We start from the raw sequence: 15937 nt of genomic DNA, 5'->3' as shown, positions 1-15937 counted from the left end.
GTGACGACAGCGGCGAAGACGGCTGTTATCCCGAAGATGCTGATGATGCCGGTTATTGTGGGGATGCCCTCCAGCAATGCGAAACCGCCGACGGTTTCAGCTTCACATTAAAAGCCACCAAATCCTGCTCCAACTACTGTGCCAATGCCGGATCGGGTCTGACGTCTGACAGTGGCATGGGCACCGTCCATCAGTGCACCGAATCCGATAGCGACGGCAGTCAGGGTCAATCAGACTCTGATGACAGTGCGGATGATGACTCCGAATCTGAACCTTGCTCTGTCGTCGGTCGTACAGACACCAACTGCGATGGTGTCCCCGATGACTATGAACCAGACGACACCTGCACCGGTACCTTGCTGCGTTGCTTCTGTCAGGATCTGATCAACAGCTCCCCCGTGCTCTCCGGTGATATGACCGAAGATGATTGCCTGGATGGCATCAACGATGCCGGCGACGACACCGAAACACAGGATGGCTCCACCGAAGACGACGGCACCAGTGAAGACGATTCCACCAGTGACGAGACCAACGATGGGGAAAGCACCACCGAAGACGGTGCGGGTGATGATAGTGAAACCGAAACCCCTGGCAGTACTGACGATGAGGCTTCCGGTACCGAAACCGACGACGCCTCAGACCAGATCATCACCTTGCTGGAAGCGGTTAAAGACGACACCACCGCCTTGCCCGAGATTAAAAATCAGCTCACCGACCTGATTGCCCAAAACGAAACCCTCTCCGCCGACCAAACCGACAAGCTCACGGCCATCAAGGATGCCCTTGGGCCATCCAGTGACCTGGTCACCGCCATCAATGCCATTGCTGAAGGACTGGGTACTGGCACCGGAACGGGATCGAGTAGCGGCACAGGTACCGGCACCAGTTCTGGCGACTGCACCGGTGATGATTGCAGCACTGATAACTACACCCCCGAAAACTCAGCTGAGACAGCGGTATCCGGTATCAATGATGCCCTCCAGAACAGCGAGATTTACCAAACCCTCAGCAGCTTCAGCGAAATGGACGTGCCCGTTTCCCAAAGCTGCGACCTGTCCTATTCCTTTGATGTGACCCTTGCGGGTCAATCCAATGGTTATGTTCTGAATCTCTGTGATCACCTGGAACCCGTACAAGAACCATTGCGTATGTTCTTTATCGCGTTCTGGAGTCTGGTGGCCGTTAGAGCCTTGATGAGTGCCTGATTATGTTTGATGACCTTAAAGATGGATTTGAATGGTTAATTGATCAGTTTTGGGACGGTCTGGTAGCCCTGTTTGAAGGCTTGTTGTCCATCATTCCTGTTCCTGAATTTGTTGACCAAGCCCGCAACTATTTTCTCTCTGCGGCCAGCGCGCTTGAATATCCAATGTATGTGATGGGGATTGATGTCGGGGTTCCAATGGTTTTTGGTGCCTGGTTGATCCGCTTCATCATTCGTCGCCTGCCGATCGTGGGGTGATGCATGTCGATTACCGCCTACACAGGACTGCCCGGCTCCGGTAAGAGTTACAACTCGGTCGCCAACGTGATTGAGCCTGCGCTCAAGCAGGGTCGCACCGTGGTTACCAATGTGGTTCTGCGCAAAGAGGAACTCTATAAGAAATACCCGGACGCCAACCTGGTCACCTTTCCCATGTCCACCGACCGCGACAGTGTCGAAAAGTGGATTAACCTGGCCAACTATCCAGCCGGTGCCATCTATGTGATCGACGAAGCCGGGAAGATGTTTTCAAGTGGTTGGAAGCAGAACAGCGCACCAACCTCCGTCCTGCAGTTTTTCACCGAACACCGCCACAGTGTGTCCCCTGACGGCTATTCCTGTGAAATCTTCCTGCTCTGTCAGGACGTTAACCAGCTGGCCAAATGGGTCAGAGACCTGATTGCCTCCACCTACATTCACACCAAGATGGAACGCCATGGCATGTCCAAGCGGTTCCGGGTCGATATTTATGTCGGTGGTATTGCGTCAACCCGTCCGCCTGCCACATCGAAGATTGATAGCAAGTTTGGCTCCTATAAGGACGAAGTGACTTGCCTGTATCAGAGCTACACCCAAAGCAAATCGCTGACGGATACTGCCCTGGAAGATAACCCGGATAAGCGGGCTTCCTTTGTGGGTCAATACAAGATGTATGCGGCCGTTGCAGTACTTGGCCTGCCACTGTGCATCTGGATGGCCAGCATCGCGATTAGTGGCCTTTTTGGTATGCCTCCTGAACCCGCAACAACCGAACAGGTGTCAGCGACCTCGGATACCGCGACCGCACCAGATCAAACACAACTCGCCAATCACCCTGCCATGCCGGGTCAGCCTGCTGGAGTGCTGAACCGTTTCACATTCATGCCCAGCAGCCCTGAGTCTCAAACCCTGCTCGACAAGCTCATGCCGGGCTACCACCTGCCCGACTACTACGACCTGCCCTGGTCACCCGATTGGCGCTTAACCGGCGTGATCCGGGGGCGGGTTAACAGTTATGCCTTGATCAGCAGCGTGGATCGTTCTCGTCGGATTGCCCTGCATCGTTTCTGTTTCTTTGAACGGGACTTCGATGACTGGGCTTGTGTGATTAACGGCCAGCTCATCACGGAATTCACCGGACCGGCATTCGACACAGTGACTGCTGATGTTGAACCAGACGCTGAAGATGTAAAACGCGCATTCAAAATGTAAGGAGACCTCATGCCACGATATGAATCCAAAGCCATGGAACGCATCAAAGACCTGAACGCAGGAACCGACATCTTCAAATCTGAACGGATTGAATATGACCTCTCCGGCATGCGGTTCCTGTGGGCGGGTATTGATAGCATCCGCCAGCTGTATATCTGTAACCTGCGCGCTGATCTGCTGCCTGCCATTGCCCGCCATTACGAAGTCAGCGACAGCGACGTGATCGACATCGGCGGCTATGAATGGAAGCTGACCAGCTCCGGCAAGAAGTCCGGTTATAAATTCATCTTCAAGAATTTAGAGCTGGGGTTCGTGGTGCTGGTTAAATCCATGTACAAGGAAGCCGATCAGCGCGGCCCCCACATCAAAATCGAAGCCACCCCACAAATCATCGACCACCTGGGACCGCAACGCCTGACCAAGCGGCTGAGAGAGATCGCCAACCTGTTTGGCGAGACCATCGAAGCCAATGGACTGGCCGTGCACCTGGCGGTGGATATGAAGGGGTTAGAGCTGCCGGAAGACTTCGAACGCAAGTTAGTTACCCATTCAAGAAGATCCTACAAAGCCCACGGCATTGCTGATATCAGCAACCACACCATCTCAGAAATGGCCGTCACCTACGGCAAGAATGAGACCTTCATGTTCGGGTCGCCCACGTCGATCCAAATGTGTCTGTATGACAAAACCCTCGAAGCCCTCAAAAGCGACAAGCTCGCCTTTTGTGAAGGGCTATGGATGCGGACGCCCTCCATAGAGGACGTCCTCACCACCGAATACCGCGACGGCTCCGACGGCAACGAAGCCGATCAGGTCAAACGGTTAGAGTTTCGGATTCACCATTCCATCATCCGTGAGTTTGAAAACGGCAGCGTCAACGGCAGTGGTAAACAGCTGTCGATCCGGGAGCCTGCCGACCTGATCAAGCATTTACAGGCCCTGTGGGACTACTGCCTGAACGCCTACCGGTTGCAACACTCCGCCACCTACCTTCACCCCATCTGGCAGAAGATCGCCGAAGACGTCCGCTTTGCCTTCCTCGATGGCAGCGACGGCTGGATTTACAAACGATCTCAAAAAAAAAGCGCTGACGGCCCCAGCCGACGGAACGTCGCCATGTGGCTCGGCAACGTCATGAAGTTGAGTGCAAGGAAAGGGCTCAAGCCCGATTACGTCGTCAATCAACTGCTCACCAGCGGCCTGGACTCCGACCTGGCCGATTACTTCGGTATCCTCCTGTACGGCAACACCAACGAACTCCACCACCTGCTGCTGGAGTTCGTGACCGACAAAATGCGAGACCACCGCTTAGAGGGGGTCGCTGCATGAAGACGCCCCGAGTCCTGATTGCCTGCGAACGATCTGCCCGGGTACGGGATGCCTTTCTGGCTCGTGGGTTTGACGCCTGGTCCTGTGATCTGGCCGACACCTACAACCCAACCCCGAATCGCCATATCAAGGCCGAACTGCTGGACTCCGGCCTGCTGTACGACCGCTGGGATCTGGTGATTGCCCATCCGACCTGCACTTACCTGACCACCGCTGCCGAATGGTGTTACCGCGACGACGTTGCCCACAAGGTCAAAGCCGGAACCCTCACCGGAGACGCCAGACGACAAGCCCGCAATCAAGCCCTCGCCTTTGTTCAGGCCATCTGGGACAGCCCCTGCCCTAACCTGGTAATCGAAAACCCGGTGGGCGTCATCACCAAACGCACCAGACTGCCCAAACCCCAGTATGTGCAGCCCTGGATGTTCGGTGAAGATGCCAGCAAGAAAACCGGCCTGTGGAAGCGTGGTGTGCCCGATCTGGTGGCCACTGACGAAATCGCCCCGCGTTACGTCGAAGGCCGACCACGTTGGGGCAACCAGACAGACTCAGGCCAAAACAAACTCAGCCCGGGTCCGCAACGCTGGATGCTTCGCAGCCTGACACCGCAAGGCCTGGCCGACGCGATGGCCGCCCAGTGGGGTGACTACCTGATCGCGCAGCAGCAGGAGGCAGCCGCATGATTCCTAAACTAATGAGTGTTAGTGATTGGCGGACTGCCCGCTTTGCCAGCAATCCACCATCCGAACAAACAGTGAAGCGCTGGGCCAAAAACGGTGATATACCGGCCAAAAAAATTGGCGGTCGTTGGTTCATCATGGTCACAGAGGAACTGCAAACGACCGGTGACGAATTGGTTGATGCAGTGCTGAGGGGATAAGTTGGGTCGTCGTCGTACAACAGGAGCAGGCTTGCCGGACAATCTATATCAGGACGGTAAAGGTTATTACCGTTACCGGCACCCGATAACCCACAAGTATCACGCGATGGGTATTCACAAAAACCGGGCAATCTCCGCCGCTAAAAAGCTCAACCTGCTACTGGTGCAACACACCGACCTGGTGCAAGCCGTGCTGTCATATTCAGCAGAAAGCCTTGGCGACTGCATCAAGCGCTATCAGGATGAACGCCAACAGCAAACCGGCTTGGCGGCGTCTACCCTCAAGCTGGAAAACTACCGCCTGAACCGCATAACCCAAGATCTGGGCCACCTGATCGCCGATGACATCACCGTGCGCCAGTGCTCCAACTGGCTCGACAGCCTGCAAGGCGATGCTTACACCAAACACAGGGGCACTCTGATCAAGTTGTTTGCGTTTGCCGTCGCCAAAGGCCTGGCTACCAGAAACCCGGCCAAAGAAACCCTGCCAGTAGCCGCTGACAGCATTCGTAAAAAGCGCCGCCCTCTCTCCCTGGAACAGTTCGGCATCATCCGATCTGCTGCCCCCGATTGGCTCCAGCTGGCAATGGATTTGGCCTTAGTCACCCTGCAGCGCCGGGGCGACCTGGTGAACCTCCAGTACAGCAGCATCAAAGATGGTCAGCTGTACGTTGTACAGTCCAAAACAGAAAAACATGGTGAACGCGCCTACCTTCGCATCACCATCGGCAACAGCCTGGCCAAACTTATTGACCGGTCCCGTGAAATGAAGCCAACAAGCTGCCCGTTTATTCTGCACAGACTGCCAGAGAAAGTGACCAAAGCCGCATCACGTCAGCATCATGGCCAGATCACTGGTGATTACCTCGGTAAACAGTTCGCCAAGGTCAGAGACTCCCTGGACACATTCGCCAAGATGACCAGCGAAGAAAGACCAACCTTTCACGAAATCCGGGGTCTGGGTGGGGCTGAATACCTGAGACAAGGGTTCAGCAAAGAGTATGTAAACCTCTTGATGGGTCACACCACTCAAAGGATGACAGACGACTACACCGGCCAGCACATTAACTGGACCGAGTGCGACGCTGATTTGGTGCTAAAACCACTGTATATTGAGAACGAAAAAGAAAGAAAAGTTGTTTGAAAACAAAGGGATAAGTAATACAGAGCAATACTGTATATTGAGAAAATATTGAGAATTTTTTGATTCTCAATAGACATAAAAAAAGCCAGACACCGCTAAGTGACTGACTTTCTTAAGAATTCTTGGTAGGACTACCCAGATTCGAACTGGGGACCTCTACCATGTCAAAAAGCGCGTCTAAGAGAGATAACCCTTTGAATCTAAAAGGAAAATCTCTTATCCCTCCCCTCTCAAAAGTAACTGTTCTAACAAAAATAACCCATTGATTTCATTGAAGTTTTCTAACTGAAAACCACTGTATATTGCCAACAAATTTCCCACCTGGTAGCGGTCAGCCTGCGGGCGCCGCTGTGCGGTGTTCGCAGGCGTTCGGATCTGCACCTGGTCAATGCGGCAACGCCGACATGGTGGGGATTGGCATGGTTAACCCCCACCTGCTAAGAGGCTGCTGTCAAGGGTCTACCCGGCGCAGCCGGGGCGCCGCAGGCGCCCTTGACGGCTAAGTCTCGCAGCAGGTTAGGTGACTGCCAGCCAAACCCCACTAGCGCCCTCTCCTGCGGCTTGGCGGGACTCTCCGGCGTCACCGGCGAAGCCGCTGCCGTTTGCGTCAGGGATGCGAAGGATTCAAAACCTGGAAACACTGCCGTCCTGTTGTATGAACGTAGTGAGCTGGTAGCGCGGTGGTGAGGATTTCGAGCGAAGCGAGTCCGGGAGCAAGCCCGACGACAGCAAGGCCAGCCCCGGTGCAGGGAGAAGCGAACAGCGCAGCATCTGCACCGGGGCGGGCCGCAGCTGGCGGGACGCCCTGGGGATACGTCCCTGTAACACGTATTTTAAAAGGGGTTTTTATATAGTTGCGTCAAGATGGTTAGCCTGTTAATTTCCAATTTCTTTCTGTTATTAAAATTTCTTTTATATAAACCCTACGTTATATGTGGAATATATTTACATCTGTGATCATCAATGAATAACTTTCTATTCGGCCTTGGGCAAATCAAGAGCACTGCATTATTCACAATACTCTCAGTTGTATTTTCCGTGACGCTCGTCACTTTCCTTGAGTGTTTTCTAAATTCTCAAATTTCTAAAAACTCAATTTTGATTGCTGGCATAACATCGGCAACCGTTTCATCGTCGTTATCTTGGTATGTAATTGGTTTGCTATTTAAAATAAACACTCTGGAAAAAAAGCAGCGGGCATTAGCCAGTTATGATTCGTTAACCAGCATAATGAACCGTCGTCAGTTCTTCTTTTCTGCGCATGAGTTATTTAGACGCTCTCACGACTTTAATGAGCCTGTATCTATATCCATTATTGATATAGATAACTTCAAGCTAATAAATGATGAATACGGTCATGCTGCTGGTGATGCTGTTCTTATCTCTCTTGGAAAGCTATTAAAAGAAACCATCCGATCAACGGATATCGTTGGACGCATCGGCGGAGAAGAGTTCTCTATAGTAATATATGGATCAAAATCAGATCAGGCATTTGAAGTTCTTGATGAAATACGATCATTAATTGAAAAAGATTGCGTAGCATTCATGGATTACAAAATCCACTACACAGTCAGTATTGGCGTAGCCGATGGCGAAGACGGATATGATGTAGAAGACATATTGATACAAGCAGATAAAGCCCTTTATAAATCTAAGAAAAACGGAAAAAACAGAGTTAGCAAATATTAAACCGGAGCAACCTTGCCAACAGTAACTTTTGAACTAGACTTTTAAAGTCTTTCTAAAATTGTTATTCGCTATGTTCTATTACTTTAAAAACGCGGATGAAAGGTTTAAGCGTGCAGTTTGGGATAAAGGTCGGAAGATTTATCAGGATGGTCGTTGCTTTGATCCCGATGAGTGGCGGTGGGATGAATATGGCAATGTTATGAGATATTCTGACCATGCTAATCAACTTAGCCCATCAGGCTGGGAGATTAGCCATATTATTCCACGCCCCCTGGGTGGAAGTGATGAGGTTGATAACCTTCGCCCCCTGTATTGGAAAAACAACAGACAAAACTGACCTGGCATTAATAATGCCTGACATCTATCTGACAATCCTGTAACTTGTCCCCGTTAACAGCTCACGGATGTAGCGATATGGTCAAGTTACTGAAAGCTCCCCTTCAACGCCTTCTCTTCATTCTCTTGCTGTGCGGCTTATCGCTATCAGCGTCGGCTTACAGTACTCCATTCACAGACAAACTTTGCCCTCAGGCAAAAGTGGAATGCCCTTCTGTGGGGCGGGACTGCCCTCCCGTTAACTGGAAATACAAGAAAAAAACCGCAACCATCCTCCTGGACACCGTCTGCTACAAGTACAAGGAAGGATCGCTGAAGTATCGGGACTGCAGAGCGCATGCTCAAAGAGTTTTTAAAGCAAGCTGTCGAATGTATGAAGACAAATCGAAGTATTCTGTGATCGCTGAGCAGTGTGCAGACTATTTCTGCCCTGCAACTCGGATGCGTCCTTAGAATTCAGCAAATCGAGAACGCTTTCTCGGACAGGAGCAACAATGGGAAGCAAATTTAAAATACTTATCGCTCTTTTGGCTGTCATCGCTGTCTTCTCTCCCTCGACTAGTTATTCAAAAAACTGTAAGAAAGGGATTCCATGCGGAAACTCCTGTATATCTGCGAGCAAGGTCTGCAGGATCGGTACCTACTCCACTCCAAACTACTCATCTCCCAAGTATTCAACTCCTGGCTATTCCTCTCCAAGTACTACTCAAACTCCGAAGTTTACGGTTGAGGTTGAACAAAAGTCTTACTTGGTTAACGCAACTTCGTTGAATTTTAGAGAATCTCCATCTTCCAAAACCCCTGTTCAATTTACTTTACCAAAAGGGACAGTAATTCAGACGGATTACAAGTCAGGACAATGGGTTAGAACGACCCATAACGGCAAGTCAGGCTGGGGTAGTTTAGACTACCTTGTGGTTGTTCAACCCAAGCAGCCTGCTTCAGAACAACCATCCCTTATAATCCCTTCTAAAGGGGATGCCTTAGTTGTGTCAGCAGTTGTGGCTCAGCTGAGACAGTATCCAAATACTGAATCTCAATTAATCTACACGTTACGGAAAGGTGATCGAGTTTTAAGTGTTCAACTCATGGGCGAATGGCGAAGGGTTCAACACAAGTCATTCGATGGTTGGGTTTTAGATAGCCAGCTTCAAAAGGGAACAATATCTAAGCCTCTGCTTGGAAATTGATCTTGACCACTGACCCATCCTTACAATGAAAAGGCCCAGAACAGGGCCTTTATTGAGTATCTTCATTACAACCTCCATGTCGTATTGCGCGGGGCTTCCATCCAGTCGCGATACGAAAAGCAGTTAACCGACCTTCGGCGGTGTCTTGTAGTTCTGCTGCTCCCGCTTAGTCATGGGACTGATCTGGCCTGCCTCTGGGAATTCATCTCCCGTCGATAGCCAAACCTTGTATTCCGGAAAAAGCGCATGCAACGCTTCTAGCTCGCTGGTTCTCATTACCTTCCGTTGCTTGATGCTGTACCAGCGTTTTGCCTCTACTCCTGTTTTTTCTTCTAGCCATGGGGCTGACAGCCTTTCTTCAGCCCAAAGGGCCAAGAACCTATCAACAGTAGTTTCCATATAGTCAATTTCAATTAAACATTATGCGTACTTGATTGCACATAATGTTCAATAGCCCTATTCTGTTGCTGCTGGGTGCTGCAACACCCAACAACGAATTGTTAAACCCAACCAGCAGCCTACCACGAACTGCCGCTAACCCGGCAGCGTGGAAAGGCAAGGGGCCACCAAAATGCCATACGCCACCGTTCACCCGCCCATTCCGGTTCAAGCCGAACTGGTACCACCACTCCCCTGTGATGCCCTTAACGAGTATCGCGCCTGCTTCCGGGACGACTCCGTCCTGTTGCCAGAACTGGCCGTCCGTTACCTGATCTGGCAGATCACTGCCGAAGTCGACCCCAAGGAAATGAAAGCCTTCGCTTTCATGATCCGCACCGAACTGAACGAACAGCGCATGCAGCGTTTCATGGTGGCCTCATGAACATGAAAAGCTTCAAACGCGAAAAGGCTATTGCCGAAGAGCATCGCCTGGCCAATGCCGATAATCCAGCAATCGACTACAGCAAAGGCTTCGTGCTCGTTTACGGCAACGAAGTCTGTGGCTGGAGTGGCTATGAACCTTTCGCCAAATCATGGAAACCCGGAACCGTTGCTGTTCATTACAACGGTTTGGTCATGATCGCCACCGGCGGCAACGACTACGACGGTGCTGCTGAATGGGAATGGCCCAGCCAACCAATTCCAACGCTCTCGGATAGAGAGATAGAAGAACTCGAATCCGAAGCGTTCGCCTATTCCTTTGGTAAACGCCAAAAGTCCTGAACCAACAAACCCAAACCCGCCCGGCTCCACACCCCGCGCCGGGCTCAAGACCACCCTAGGGGTCACAAGAGGAACACCACCATGCAATTCATCATGCCTGCCCTGGTACTGGGGGCTAACCACTACCACATTGACGGCGTTGACCACGTTTCCCTCTCCGTCATGGAAGCTGATCCGTCAGACAACAGCCTCAAGGGTTACCGTCCGGCCAAGCTGAAAGCCAACCTCACCGTCTTTCAGGAACTCACCGACCAACTGAGTGACTTCCCCAAAAAAGTGAACCTGGTTGTTCAAAACCGGGTATCCAAAAACACCATTCAACAGAGCTGCATCGCCATTGCCAAGGATGACAACGGCAGCAGCACTGGCAGTAAAACCGCCACAGCACCCGCCAAGGCTGGCTAACAGCCATGGCAAGCCTTCTGATTTGTGACTCCCCCCAGTACAACGAAGCAGGTTACGTCAGCTGCTCCGCCTGGACTGAGGTCAGTTACGAATCATTAGAGTCAGCCGTCAATATCACCAGTTTTGACGCTGACGTGTTTGGAGTTGTGGTCACTGGCCTGCTCCTCTCGTTCGTCACCGGCCACGTGGCCGGTGTTGTTATCAAACTTCTGAACCGTACTTAATGAGGTAACTCTCTATGAAAAAACTGATTCAAAACGGCCGCGCCGTTGCTCAAAAAGCCGCCGCAGTCGCCCTGGGTACTGCCACCATGGCAGCGTCTTCCGGCGCGTTTGCAATTGATATCACTGATGTTTCAACTGCCATCTCCGATGGCAACAGCGCCGTGACAACCGTCGTGGCTGGCATCGTGGGTATCGTCGCCGTGATGGTGGGCTTCGGCTACGTCGTCAGCCTGCTGCGTAAGTCCTGATATGTTGCTCGGTGTAATACTCGCATGTGCCCTGGTTGGCTCGTTCATCATGGGTTATTACACCGGGCGCATCTCATGAAAGCCCTGCACGCTCTTTCCCTGCTCTGCCTGCTGGCGCTGGGACTCTGGTCTCCAGTCGCCAGTGCTACATCCCTCGCTGAACAGTGTCCGTTTGGTTATCGCAATACCCTGACAAACACCGAGAAGCTGACAACCGCTGAAAATTGCCCCAGCTATTCTGGCGTTCAAACTATCATTTCTAATCTGAAGTCCAGTGGTTACAAAGTTGGTGAACCGTACTGGTCCAGCGGCAGTGGTGGCACAGTCGGGACTTGTAAAATCCCCTATGTATCCAATGCCAACTGCGCCACCAATGCCAGCGACGACAGCGGCGAGGATGGTTGCTATACCGAAAACATCAGCGCCGATGGTTATTGCGGGGATGAAACAAAGGAATGTGAGACCTATAACGGTCTAACCTTCACCATCAAAAGCACCAAGCTTTGTAGCTCCTACTGCTCCAATGCGGCCAGTGGCCTGACCAGTGAAAGCGGTGTTGGCACCGTTCACCAGTGTACTGACGCCGATAGTGACTACGATCGCGGCCAGTCCACCGTTGCCGAAGAGTCCGGCCACTGCGATGCCTGTCCCGAGTCCACTGATGATTTCCAGTATGTTGGCCGTGATGAGGGCAACAACTCCTGTTATACCGCCTACGAGTACGCCGAAGACGGCACCAGTTACAGCATTTCCTATATCTGTTACGACGAAAACGGCGATGCCGTAACCCAAGAAGGTGACATCAGCTTTGACTGTGACACCACTCCCGAATATTGCTCAGATTCTGGTTCCGGCTCGGAAACCAACGACGAAGAAGACGAAACCGGTGACACCGACACCGAAGACAGCGGTGATTCTACGACCACCACACCAGACCCCACTGAAGATGACGACAGCAGCAGTGGCGGTGCCGACGAAGACACCGACGTCAACGTTGGTGATGGTGAGTTCACGCAAGACGACTTCGATTCCAACGAAGAAAAAGTAGAGCAAGCCAAAACCAAATACCTGGAATCGCTCGAAGACCTGTCCGAGCAGTTCAAGGACTACTTTGATTTTGGCAGCAGCGCCGACAACCCCTTCTATGAAGACAAACAGACCGTGATGGGTGGCACCGTGGACTTTGGCCTGGCGCGCTTCTCCGGCCTGTTCGACCTGCTCCCCGCCATCGTCATGTTTATGGCTACCGTCATGTCCGCCATGATCATTTTTGGAGGCAGCAACAAATGATCACCCTGATACCTGATCACGCCCTTTCCCCCGCCCCGATCTGGAAGCCTCGACAGCCACTGGCCAGCATCAGCGGCCGCGCCCTTCTGGTGATTGCCTTGATGTTGATCTCTGCCTTTGCTTTGGCAGACGACACCACCGAAGAAGAAACAACCAGCGTGGTTGATTTCTTCCAGTACACCGTGGACTGGCTTGGCGACGGGATCTACAAGACCGCCGACACCGTATTGGAACGCATACAGGTATGGATCTTCCTTTGGTATCTGGAACTCAAGATTTCGATGATATCCATGGCCGCCAGCATCGCTGACGTTCTGGTTGCATCGCTCTCCATTACCGAAAACATCAAGTCTGCCATCAGCGGACTCGATAGCCGCACGGCCGCAATGCTGTATTACCTGCGCATTCCCGATGCTCTCAGTATGTTGTTCTCCGCCTATATCACCCGTTTCATATTGGATCTGTTCTGATGACCACTGCCGAACTGAATCAGCTTGTTGAAGCATTGGATCTTGTTTTCTGGATGGGCTTTTTGCTCGGCGGGTCTTCGTTGTCCGTCGTGATCATCCTGGTATGGATGATCAGGAGGCCAGCGCAATGACAGCCGTGATCCACCACGGGCCGCCTGGCTCCTATAAAACCTTTGCTCTGATTCAGCGGGTGATCGTTCCGGCACTCCTGAAGGGTCGCACCGTCTGCCACAACATCCGCGGGCTGGATTCCGTGCCGCGGATCGCCAAGGCCATGGGATTGGAATTCCCCCCAGAGGCCAAACTCATGGCCGTCAAACATGACAGTGAAGAAGGCTTCCGGCATATGGCCGCCTTCTTCCAGTGGGCCCCCATGGGCGCCCTGATCGTCATGGACGAAGGCCAGCGAGTGTACCCAACCCGGTTACGCTCCCTGGGCGAGTTCGACACCCCAGAAGATGAAAAAGAAGTCCTCGAAAGCGGCATTCAACGGCCCTTCAACGTTGAAAACGCCTTCGACCAGCACCGCCATATGAACTGGGATATTTATATCTCAACCACCAACGTGACGAAGATCCACAAAGAGGTTCGCGCGGTGGTGGAGTACGCCTATCGCCATCGAGACCTGTCCGGGGTCTTGCCCTGGTACAAAAACAAATGGATTGAGTTCAAACATGATGCAGAAGCCAGCGGTAAATCCTCTAGTCACTGTATCGGACGCCCAGTCCAATACAGTGCAGACCAACGAGTCTTCAACTGCTACCAAAGCACCGCCACCGGCAAGGCTAAGAAGTCTAACGAAGGTAAAAGTATCTTTGCTGATAACCGCGTTAGATTGCTCCTCCTGGTTGGCAGCGTCGCTATCGTTTTTTTCTTCTCGATGCTGGGATCTGCTATTGAGCGGTTTTCGCCTGACAAGCCGGTTACTCCTGCGCCTCCTGGGCAAAGTATTGGCACTACTGATCACCATGATAATAGTCGGCCTGGTCATCAGACTGGGCCTGAGACTGTTTCTGGTCTGACAGAAGGCCAACTACGCGCCGAATTCCGCCGCAAAAATCCCTACTTCAATGATCCAGACGTCTACGATCTGCCGCCCTCCAAAGAGTATTGGCTTTCCGGTGTGATTGAAGGCAGCAAAGAGGTCGCCATCGTCTCTGACGTCTGGCGCACCTACGTGCTGCCGCTCAAGCGCGCCTGCTTCAAAGACCGGGTCACTGACGAATGGATTTGCTACTTCAAGGGGCAAACCGTCGCCAGTTACACCGGCCCCATCAATCGCGGCAACCGCGAAGAAAGCACCCAGAACAGCGACACCGAAGACAAACCTCTCCTGCAAACCGCCGTACAAATGTAAGGACACGACCATGCCCCGATATGAATCTAAAGCCATGGAGCGCATCAAAGACCTGGACGCAGGAACCGACATCTTCAAATCCGAACGGATTGAATATGACCTCTCCGGCATGCGGTTCCTGTGGGCCGGTATTGATAGCATCCGCCAGCTGTATATCTGTAACCTCCGCGCCGATCTGCTGCCGGCCATTGCCCGTCATTACGAAACCAGCGACAGCGACGTGATCGACATCGGCGGCTATGAATGGAAGCTGACCAGCTCCGGTAAGAAGTCCGGCTATAAATTCATCTTCAAGAATTTAGAGCTGGGGGCCGTGGTACTGGTCAAATCCATGTACAAGGAAGCCGATCAGCGCGGCCCCCACATCAAAATCGAAGCCACCCCGCAAATCATCGACCGCCTGGGCCCGCAACGCTTGACCAAGTGGCTCCGTGAAATCGCCAACCTGTTTGGCGAGACCATCGAAGCCAATGGACTGGCCGTGCACCTGGCGGTGGATATGAAGGGGCTGGAGCTGCCGGAAGACTTCGAACGCAAGTTAGTCACCCATTCCAGAAGATCCTACAAAGCCCACGGCATTGCCGACATCAGCAATCACACCATCTCAGAAATGGCCGTTACCTACGGTAAGAATGAGACCTTTATGTTCGGGTCGCCCACCTCCATTCAAATGTGTCTGTATGACAAAACCCTCGAAGCCCTGAAGTCAGACAAGCTGGCTTTCTGTGAAGGGCTATGGATGCGGACGCCCTCCATTGAGGACGTCCTCACCACCGAATACCGCGACGGCTCCGACGGCAACGAAGCCGATCAGGTCAAGCGGTTAGAGTTTCGGATTCACCATTCCATCATTCGCGAGTTTGAAAACGGCAGCGTCAACGGCAGTGGTAAACAGCTGTCGATCCGGGAGCCTGCCGACCTGATCAAACACCTGCAGGCCCTGTGGGACTACTGCCTCAACGCCTACCGGTTGCAACACTCCGCCACCTATCTGCACCCCATCTGGCAGAAGATCGCCGAAGACGTCCGCTTTGCCTTCCTCGATGGCAGCGACGGCTGGATTTACAAACGATCTCAAAAAAAAAGCGCTGACGGCCCCAGCCGACGGAACGTCGCCATGTGGCTCGGCAACGTCATGAAGTTGAGTGCAAGGAAAGGCCTCAAGCCCGATTACGTCGTCAATCAACTCATGAAAAGCGGCCTGGACTCTGACCTGGCCGATTACTTCGGAATTTTCACCTACGGCTATCATGAAGAACTCGTTCACACCCTGCTGGAGTTCGTCACCGACAAAATGCGAGACCACCGGTTAGAGGGGGTCGCTGCATGAACCAAGCTCCCCTTCCCCAGCTCATGGCCCTTGCCGAATGGCGCACAACTCGCTTCACTGAAGACAGCCGCCCGTCGCACTCAACCGCCGTGCGGTGGTGCAAGGATGGTCACGTCCCCGCCAAGCGCATTGGCGGTAAGTGGTTCGTTTGCGTACGGGAAGAAGTCATGATGACCGGCAACGAACTGGTTGATGCAGTCCTTAAGG

The 15937-nt window shown here is 52.5% G+C and carries 18 protein-coding genes and 1 pseudogene; 18 read left to right on the top strand and 1 reads right to left on the bottom strand.

Going from position 1 to position 15937, the window contains the following annotated elements:
* From K6123_RS22785 to K6123_RS22740, 10 genes and pseudogenes are all read left to right on the top strand, one after another.
* Window positions 1-1205: pseudogene (locus K6123_RS22785) on the top strand (hypothetical protein); the annotation flags it as partial.
* A 2-nt stretch (window positions 1206-1207) separates the two neighbouring features.
* On the top strand, window positions 1208-1462 hold the full coding sequence (locus tag K6123_RS22780; RefSeq protein ID WP_221801895.1) for a hypothetical protein: 255 nt from the start codon (window positions 1208-1210) through the stop codon (window positions 1460-1462).
* 3 nt (window positions 1463-1465) lie between these two features.
* Window positions 1466-2674: a zonular occludens toxin domain-containing protein gene (locus K6123_RS22775; protein ID WP_221801893.1), complete on the top strand. Its 1209-nt coding sequence runs from the start codon at window positions 1466-1468 to the stop codon at window positions 2672-2674.
* Between the two features lie 9 nt (window positions 2675-2683).
* Window positions 2684-4003: a hypothetical protein gene (locus tag K6123_RS22770; protein ID WP_221801891.1), complete on the top strand. Its 1320-nt coding sequence runs from the start codon at window positions 2684-2686 to the stop codon at window positions 4001-4003.
* Complete coding sequence (locus K6123_RS22765) at window positions 4000-4686, top strand: hypothetical protein (protein WP_221801889.1); 687 nt, start codon at window positions 4000-4002, stop codon at window positions 4684-4686. Before K6123_RS22770 ends, K6123_RS22765 begins: the two co-directional genes overlap by 4 nt.
* A complete protein-coding gene (locus K6123_RS22760) occupies window positions 4683-4883 on the top strand; it encodes a helix-turn-helix domain-containing protein (protein ID WP_221801886.1) in 201 nt (66 codons plus the stop codon). The genes K6123_RS22765 and K6123_RS22760 overlap by 4 nt, the downstream gene beginning before the upstream one ends.
* Window position 4884: 1 nt before the next feature.
* A complete protein-coding gene (locus K6123_RS22755) occupies window positions 4885-6027 on the top strand; it encodes a phage integrase Arm DNA-binding domain-containing protein (RefSeq protein WP_281423982.1) in 1143 nt (380 codons plus the stop codon).
* 963 nt (window positions 6028-6990) lie between these two features.
* A complete protein-coding gene (locus tag K6123_RS22750) occupies window positions 6991-7716 on the top strand; it encodes a GGDEF domain-containing protein (protein ID WP_221801883.1) in 726 nt (241 codons plus the stop codon).
* 70 nt (window positions 7717-7786) lie between these two features.
* Window positions 7787-8053, top strand: a complete 267-nt coding sequence (locus K6123_RS22745; protein ID WP_221801881.1) for an HNH endonuclease signature motif containing protein — start codon at window positions 7787-7789, stop codon at window positions 8051-8053.
* A gap of 493 nt (window positions 8054-8546) precedes the next feature.
* The gene (locus K6123_RS22740) at window positions 8547-9242 is read left to right on the top strand and encodes an SH3 domain-containing protein (RefSeq protein ID WP_221801879.1); all 696 of its coding nucleotides are present in this window, start codon (window positions 8547-8549) and stop codon (window positions 9240-9242) included.
* 123 nt (window positions 9243-9365) lie between these two features.
* Here the strand turns inward: K6123_RS22740 and K6123_RS22735 are convergent, their stop codons facing one another.
* The gene (locus K6123_RS22735; RefSeq protein ID WP_221801877.1) at window positions 9366-9641 is read right to left on the bottom strand and encodes a hypothetical protein; all 276 of its coding nucleotides are present in this window, start codon (window positions 9639-9641) and stop codon (window positions 9366-9368) included.
* Between the two features lie 172 nt (window positions 9642-9813).
* Here K6123_RS22735 and K6123_RS22730 point away from each other — a divergent pair, with 172 nt between their 5' ends.
* The 8 genes from K6123_RS22730 (at window position 9814) to K6123_RS22695 (ending at window position 15730) form a co-directional block, all read left to right on the top strand.
* Window positions 9814-10065 (top strand): hypothetical protein, encoded by a 252-nt coding sequence (locus K6123_RS22730; RefSeq protein WP_221801662.1) that lies wholly within the window; start codon window positions 9814-9816, stop codon window positions 10063-10065.
* Window positions 10062-10406, top strand: a complete 345-nt coding sequence (locus K6123_RS22725) for a hypothetical protein (RefSeq protein WP_221801875.1) — start codon at window positions 10062-10064, stop codon at window positions 10404-10406. The genes K6123_RS22730 and K6123_RS22725 overlap by 4 nt, the downstream gene beginning before the upstream one ends.
* Window positions 10407-10487: 81 nt before the next feature.
* On the top strand, window positions 10488-10811 hold the full coding sequence (locus K6123_RS22720) for a hypothetical protein (protein ID WP_221794612.1): 324 nt from the start codon (window positions 10488-10490) through the stop codon (window positions 10809-10811).
* A 238-nt stretch (window positions 10812-11049) separates the two neighbouring features.
* A complete protein-coding gene (locus tag K6123_RS22715; RefSeq protein ID WP_221801873.1) occupies window positions 11050-11283 on the top strand; it encodes a major capsid protein in 234 nt (77 codons plus the stop codon).
* Between the two features lie 75 nt (window positions 11284-11358).
* On the top strand, window positions 11359-12573 hold the full coding sequence (locus K6123_RS22710; protein ID WP_221801871.1) for a hypothetical protein: 1215 nt from the start codon (window positions 11359-11361) through the stop codon (window positions 12571-12573).
* Complete coding sequence (locus K6123_RS22705; RefSeq protein ID WP_221801869.1) at window positions 12570-13043, top strand: DUF2523 family protein; 474 nt, start codon at window positions 12570-12572, stop codon at window positions 13041-13043. Before K6123_RS22710 ends, K6123_RS22705 begins: the two co-directional genes overlap by 4 nt.
* A gap of 127 nt (window positions 13044-13170) precedes the next feature.
* Entirely contained in the window at window positions 13171-14400 is a 1230-nt protein-coding gene (locus K6123_RS22700) for a zonular occludens toxin family protein (protein ID WP_221801867.1), read from the top strand.
* A 10-nt stretch (window positions 14401-14410) separates the two neighbouring features.
* A complete protein-coding gene (locus tag K6123_RS22695) occupies window positions 14411-15730 on the top strand; it encodes a hypothetical protein (protein WP_221801865.1) in 1320 nt (439 codons plus the stop codon).
* Window positions 15731-15937: the final 207 nt, after the last annotated feature.

Source organism: Oceanobacter mangrovi (assembly GCF_019740315.1).
GTDB lineage: Bacteria > Pseudomonadota > Gammaproteobacteria > Pseudomonadales > Oceanobacteraceae > Oceanobacter > Oceanobacter mangrovi.
The sequence above is the reverse complement of the archived record's forward strand: the minus strand, read 5'-3'. Positions and strand labels throughout refer to the sequence as shown.

What these genes read in the sequence shown, in the direction of transcription:
- K6123_RS22780 (WP_221801895.1), top strand. Translation starts at nt 1,208, where the DNA reads ATGTTTGATGACCTTAAAGATGGATTTGAATGGTTAATTGATCAGTTT.
- K6123_RS22775 (WP_221801893.1), top strand. Translation starts at nt 1,466, where the DNA reads ATGTCGATTACCGCCTACACAGGACTGCCCGGCTCCGGTAAGAGTTAC.
- K6123_RS22770 (WP_221801891.1), top strand. Translation starts at nt 2,684, where the DNA reads ATGCCACGATATGAATCCAAAGCCATGGAACGCATCAAAGACCTGAAC.
- K6123_RS22765 (WP_221801889.1), top strand. Translation starts at nt 4,000, where the DNA reads ATGAAGACGCCCCGAGTCCTGATTGCCTGCGAACGATCTGCCCGGGTA.
- K6123_RS22760 (WP_221801886.1), top strand. Translation starts at nt 4,683, where the DNA reads ATGATTCCTAAACTAATGAGTGTTAGTGATTGGCGGACTGCCCGCTTT.
- K6123_RS22750 (WP_221801883.1), top strand. Translation starts at nt 6,991, where the DNA reads ATGAATAACTTTCTATTCGGCCTTGGGCAAATCAAGAGCACTGCATTA.
- K6123_RS22745 (WP_221801881.1), top strand. Translation starts at nt 7,787, where the DNA reads ATGTTCTATTACTTTAAAAACGCGGATGAAAGGTTTAAGCGTGCAGTT.
- K6123_RS22740 (WP_221801879.1), top strand. Translation starts at nt 8,547, where the DNA reads ATGGGAAGCAAATTTAAAATACTTATCGCTCTTTTGGCTGTCATCGCT.
- K6123_RS22735 (WP_221801877.1), bottom strand. Translation starts at nt 9,641, where the DNA reads ATGGAAACTACTGTTGATAGGTTCTTGGCCCTTTGGGCTGAAGAAAGG.
- K6123_RS22730 (WP_221801662.1), top strand. Translation starts at nt 9,814, where the DNA reads ATGCCATACGCCACCGTTCACCCGCCCATTCCGGTTCAAGCCGAACTG.
- K6123_RS22725 (WP_221801875.1), top strand. Translation starts at nt 10,062, where the DNA reads ATGAACATGAAAAGCTTCAAACGCGAAAAGGCTATTGCCGAAGAGCAT.
- K6123_RS22720 (WP_221794612.1), top strand. Translation starts at nt 10,488, where the DNA reads ATGCAATTCATCATGCCTGCCCTGGTACTGGGGGCTAACCACTACCAC.
- K6123_RS22715 (WP_221801873.1), top strand. Translation starts at nt 11,050, where the DNA reads ATGAAAAAACTGATTCAAAACGGCCGCGCCGTTGCTCAAAAAGCCGCC.
- K6123_RS22710 (WP_221801871.1), top strand. Translation starts at nt 11,359, where the DNA reads ATGAAAGCCCTGCACGCTCTTTCCCTGCTCTGCCTGCTGGCGCTGGGA.
- K6123_RS22705 (WP_221801869.1), top strand. Translation starts at nt 12,570, where the DNA reads ATGATCACCCTGATACCTGATCACGCCCTTTCCCCCGCCCCGATCTGG.
- K6123_RS22700 (WP_221801867.1), top strand. Translation starts at nt 13,171, where the DNA reads ATGACAGCCGTGATCCACCACGGGCCGCCTGGCTCCTATAAAACCTTT.
- K6123_RS22695 (WP_221801865.1), top strand. Translation starts at nt 14,411, where the DNA reads ATGCCCCGATATGAATCTAAAGCCATGGAGCGCATCAAAGACCTGGAC.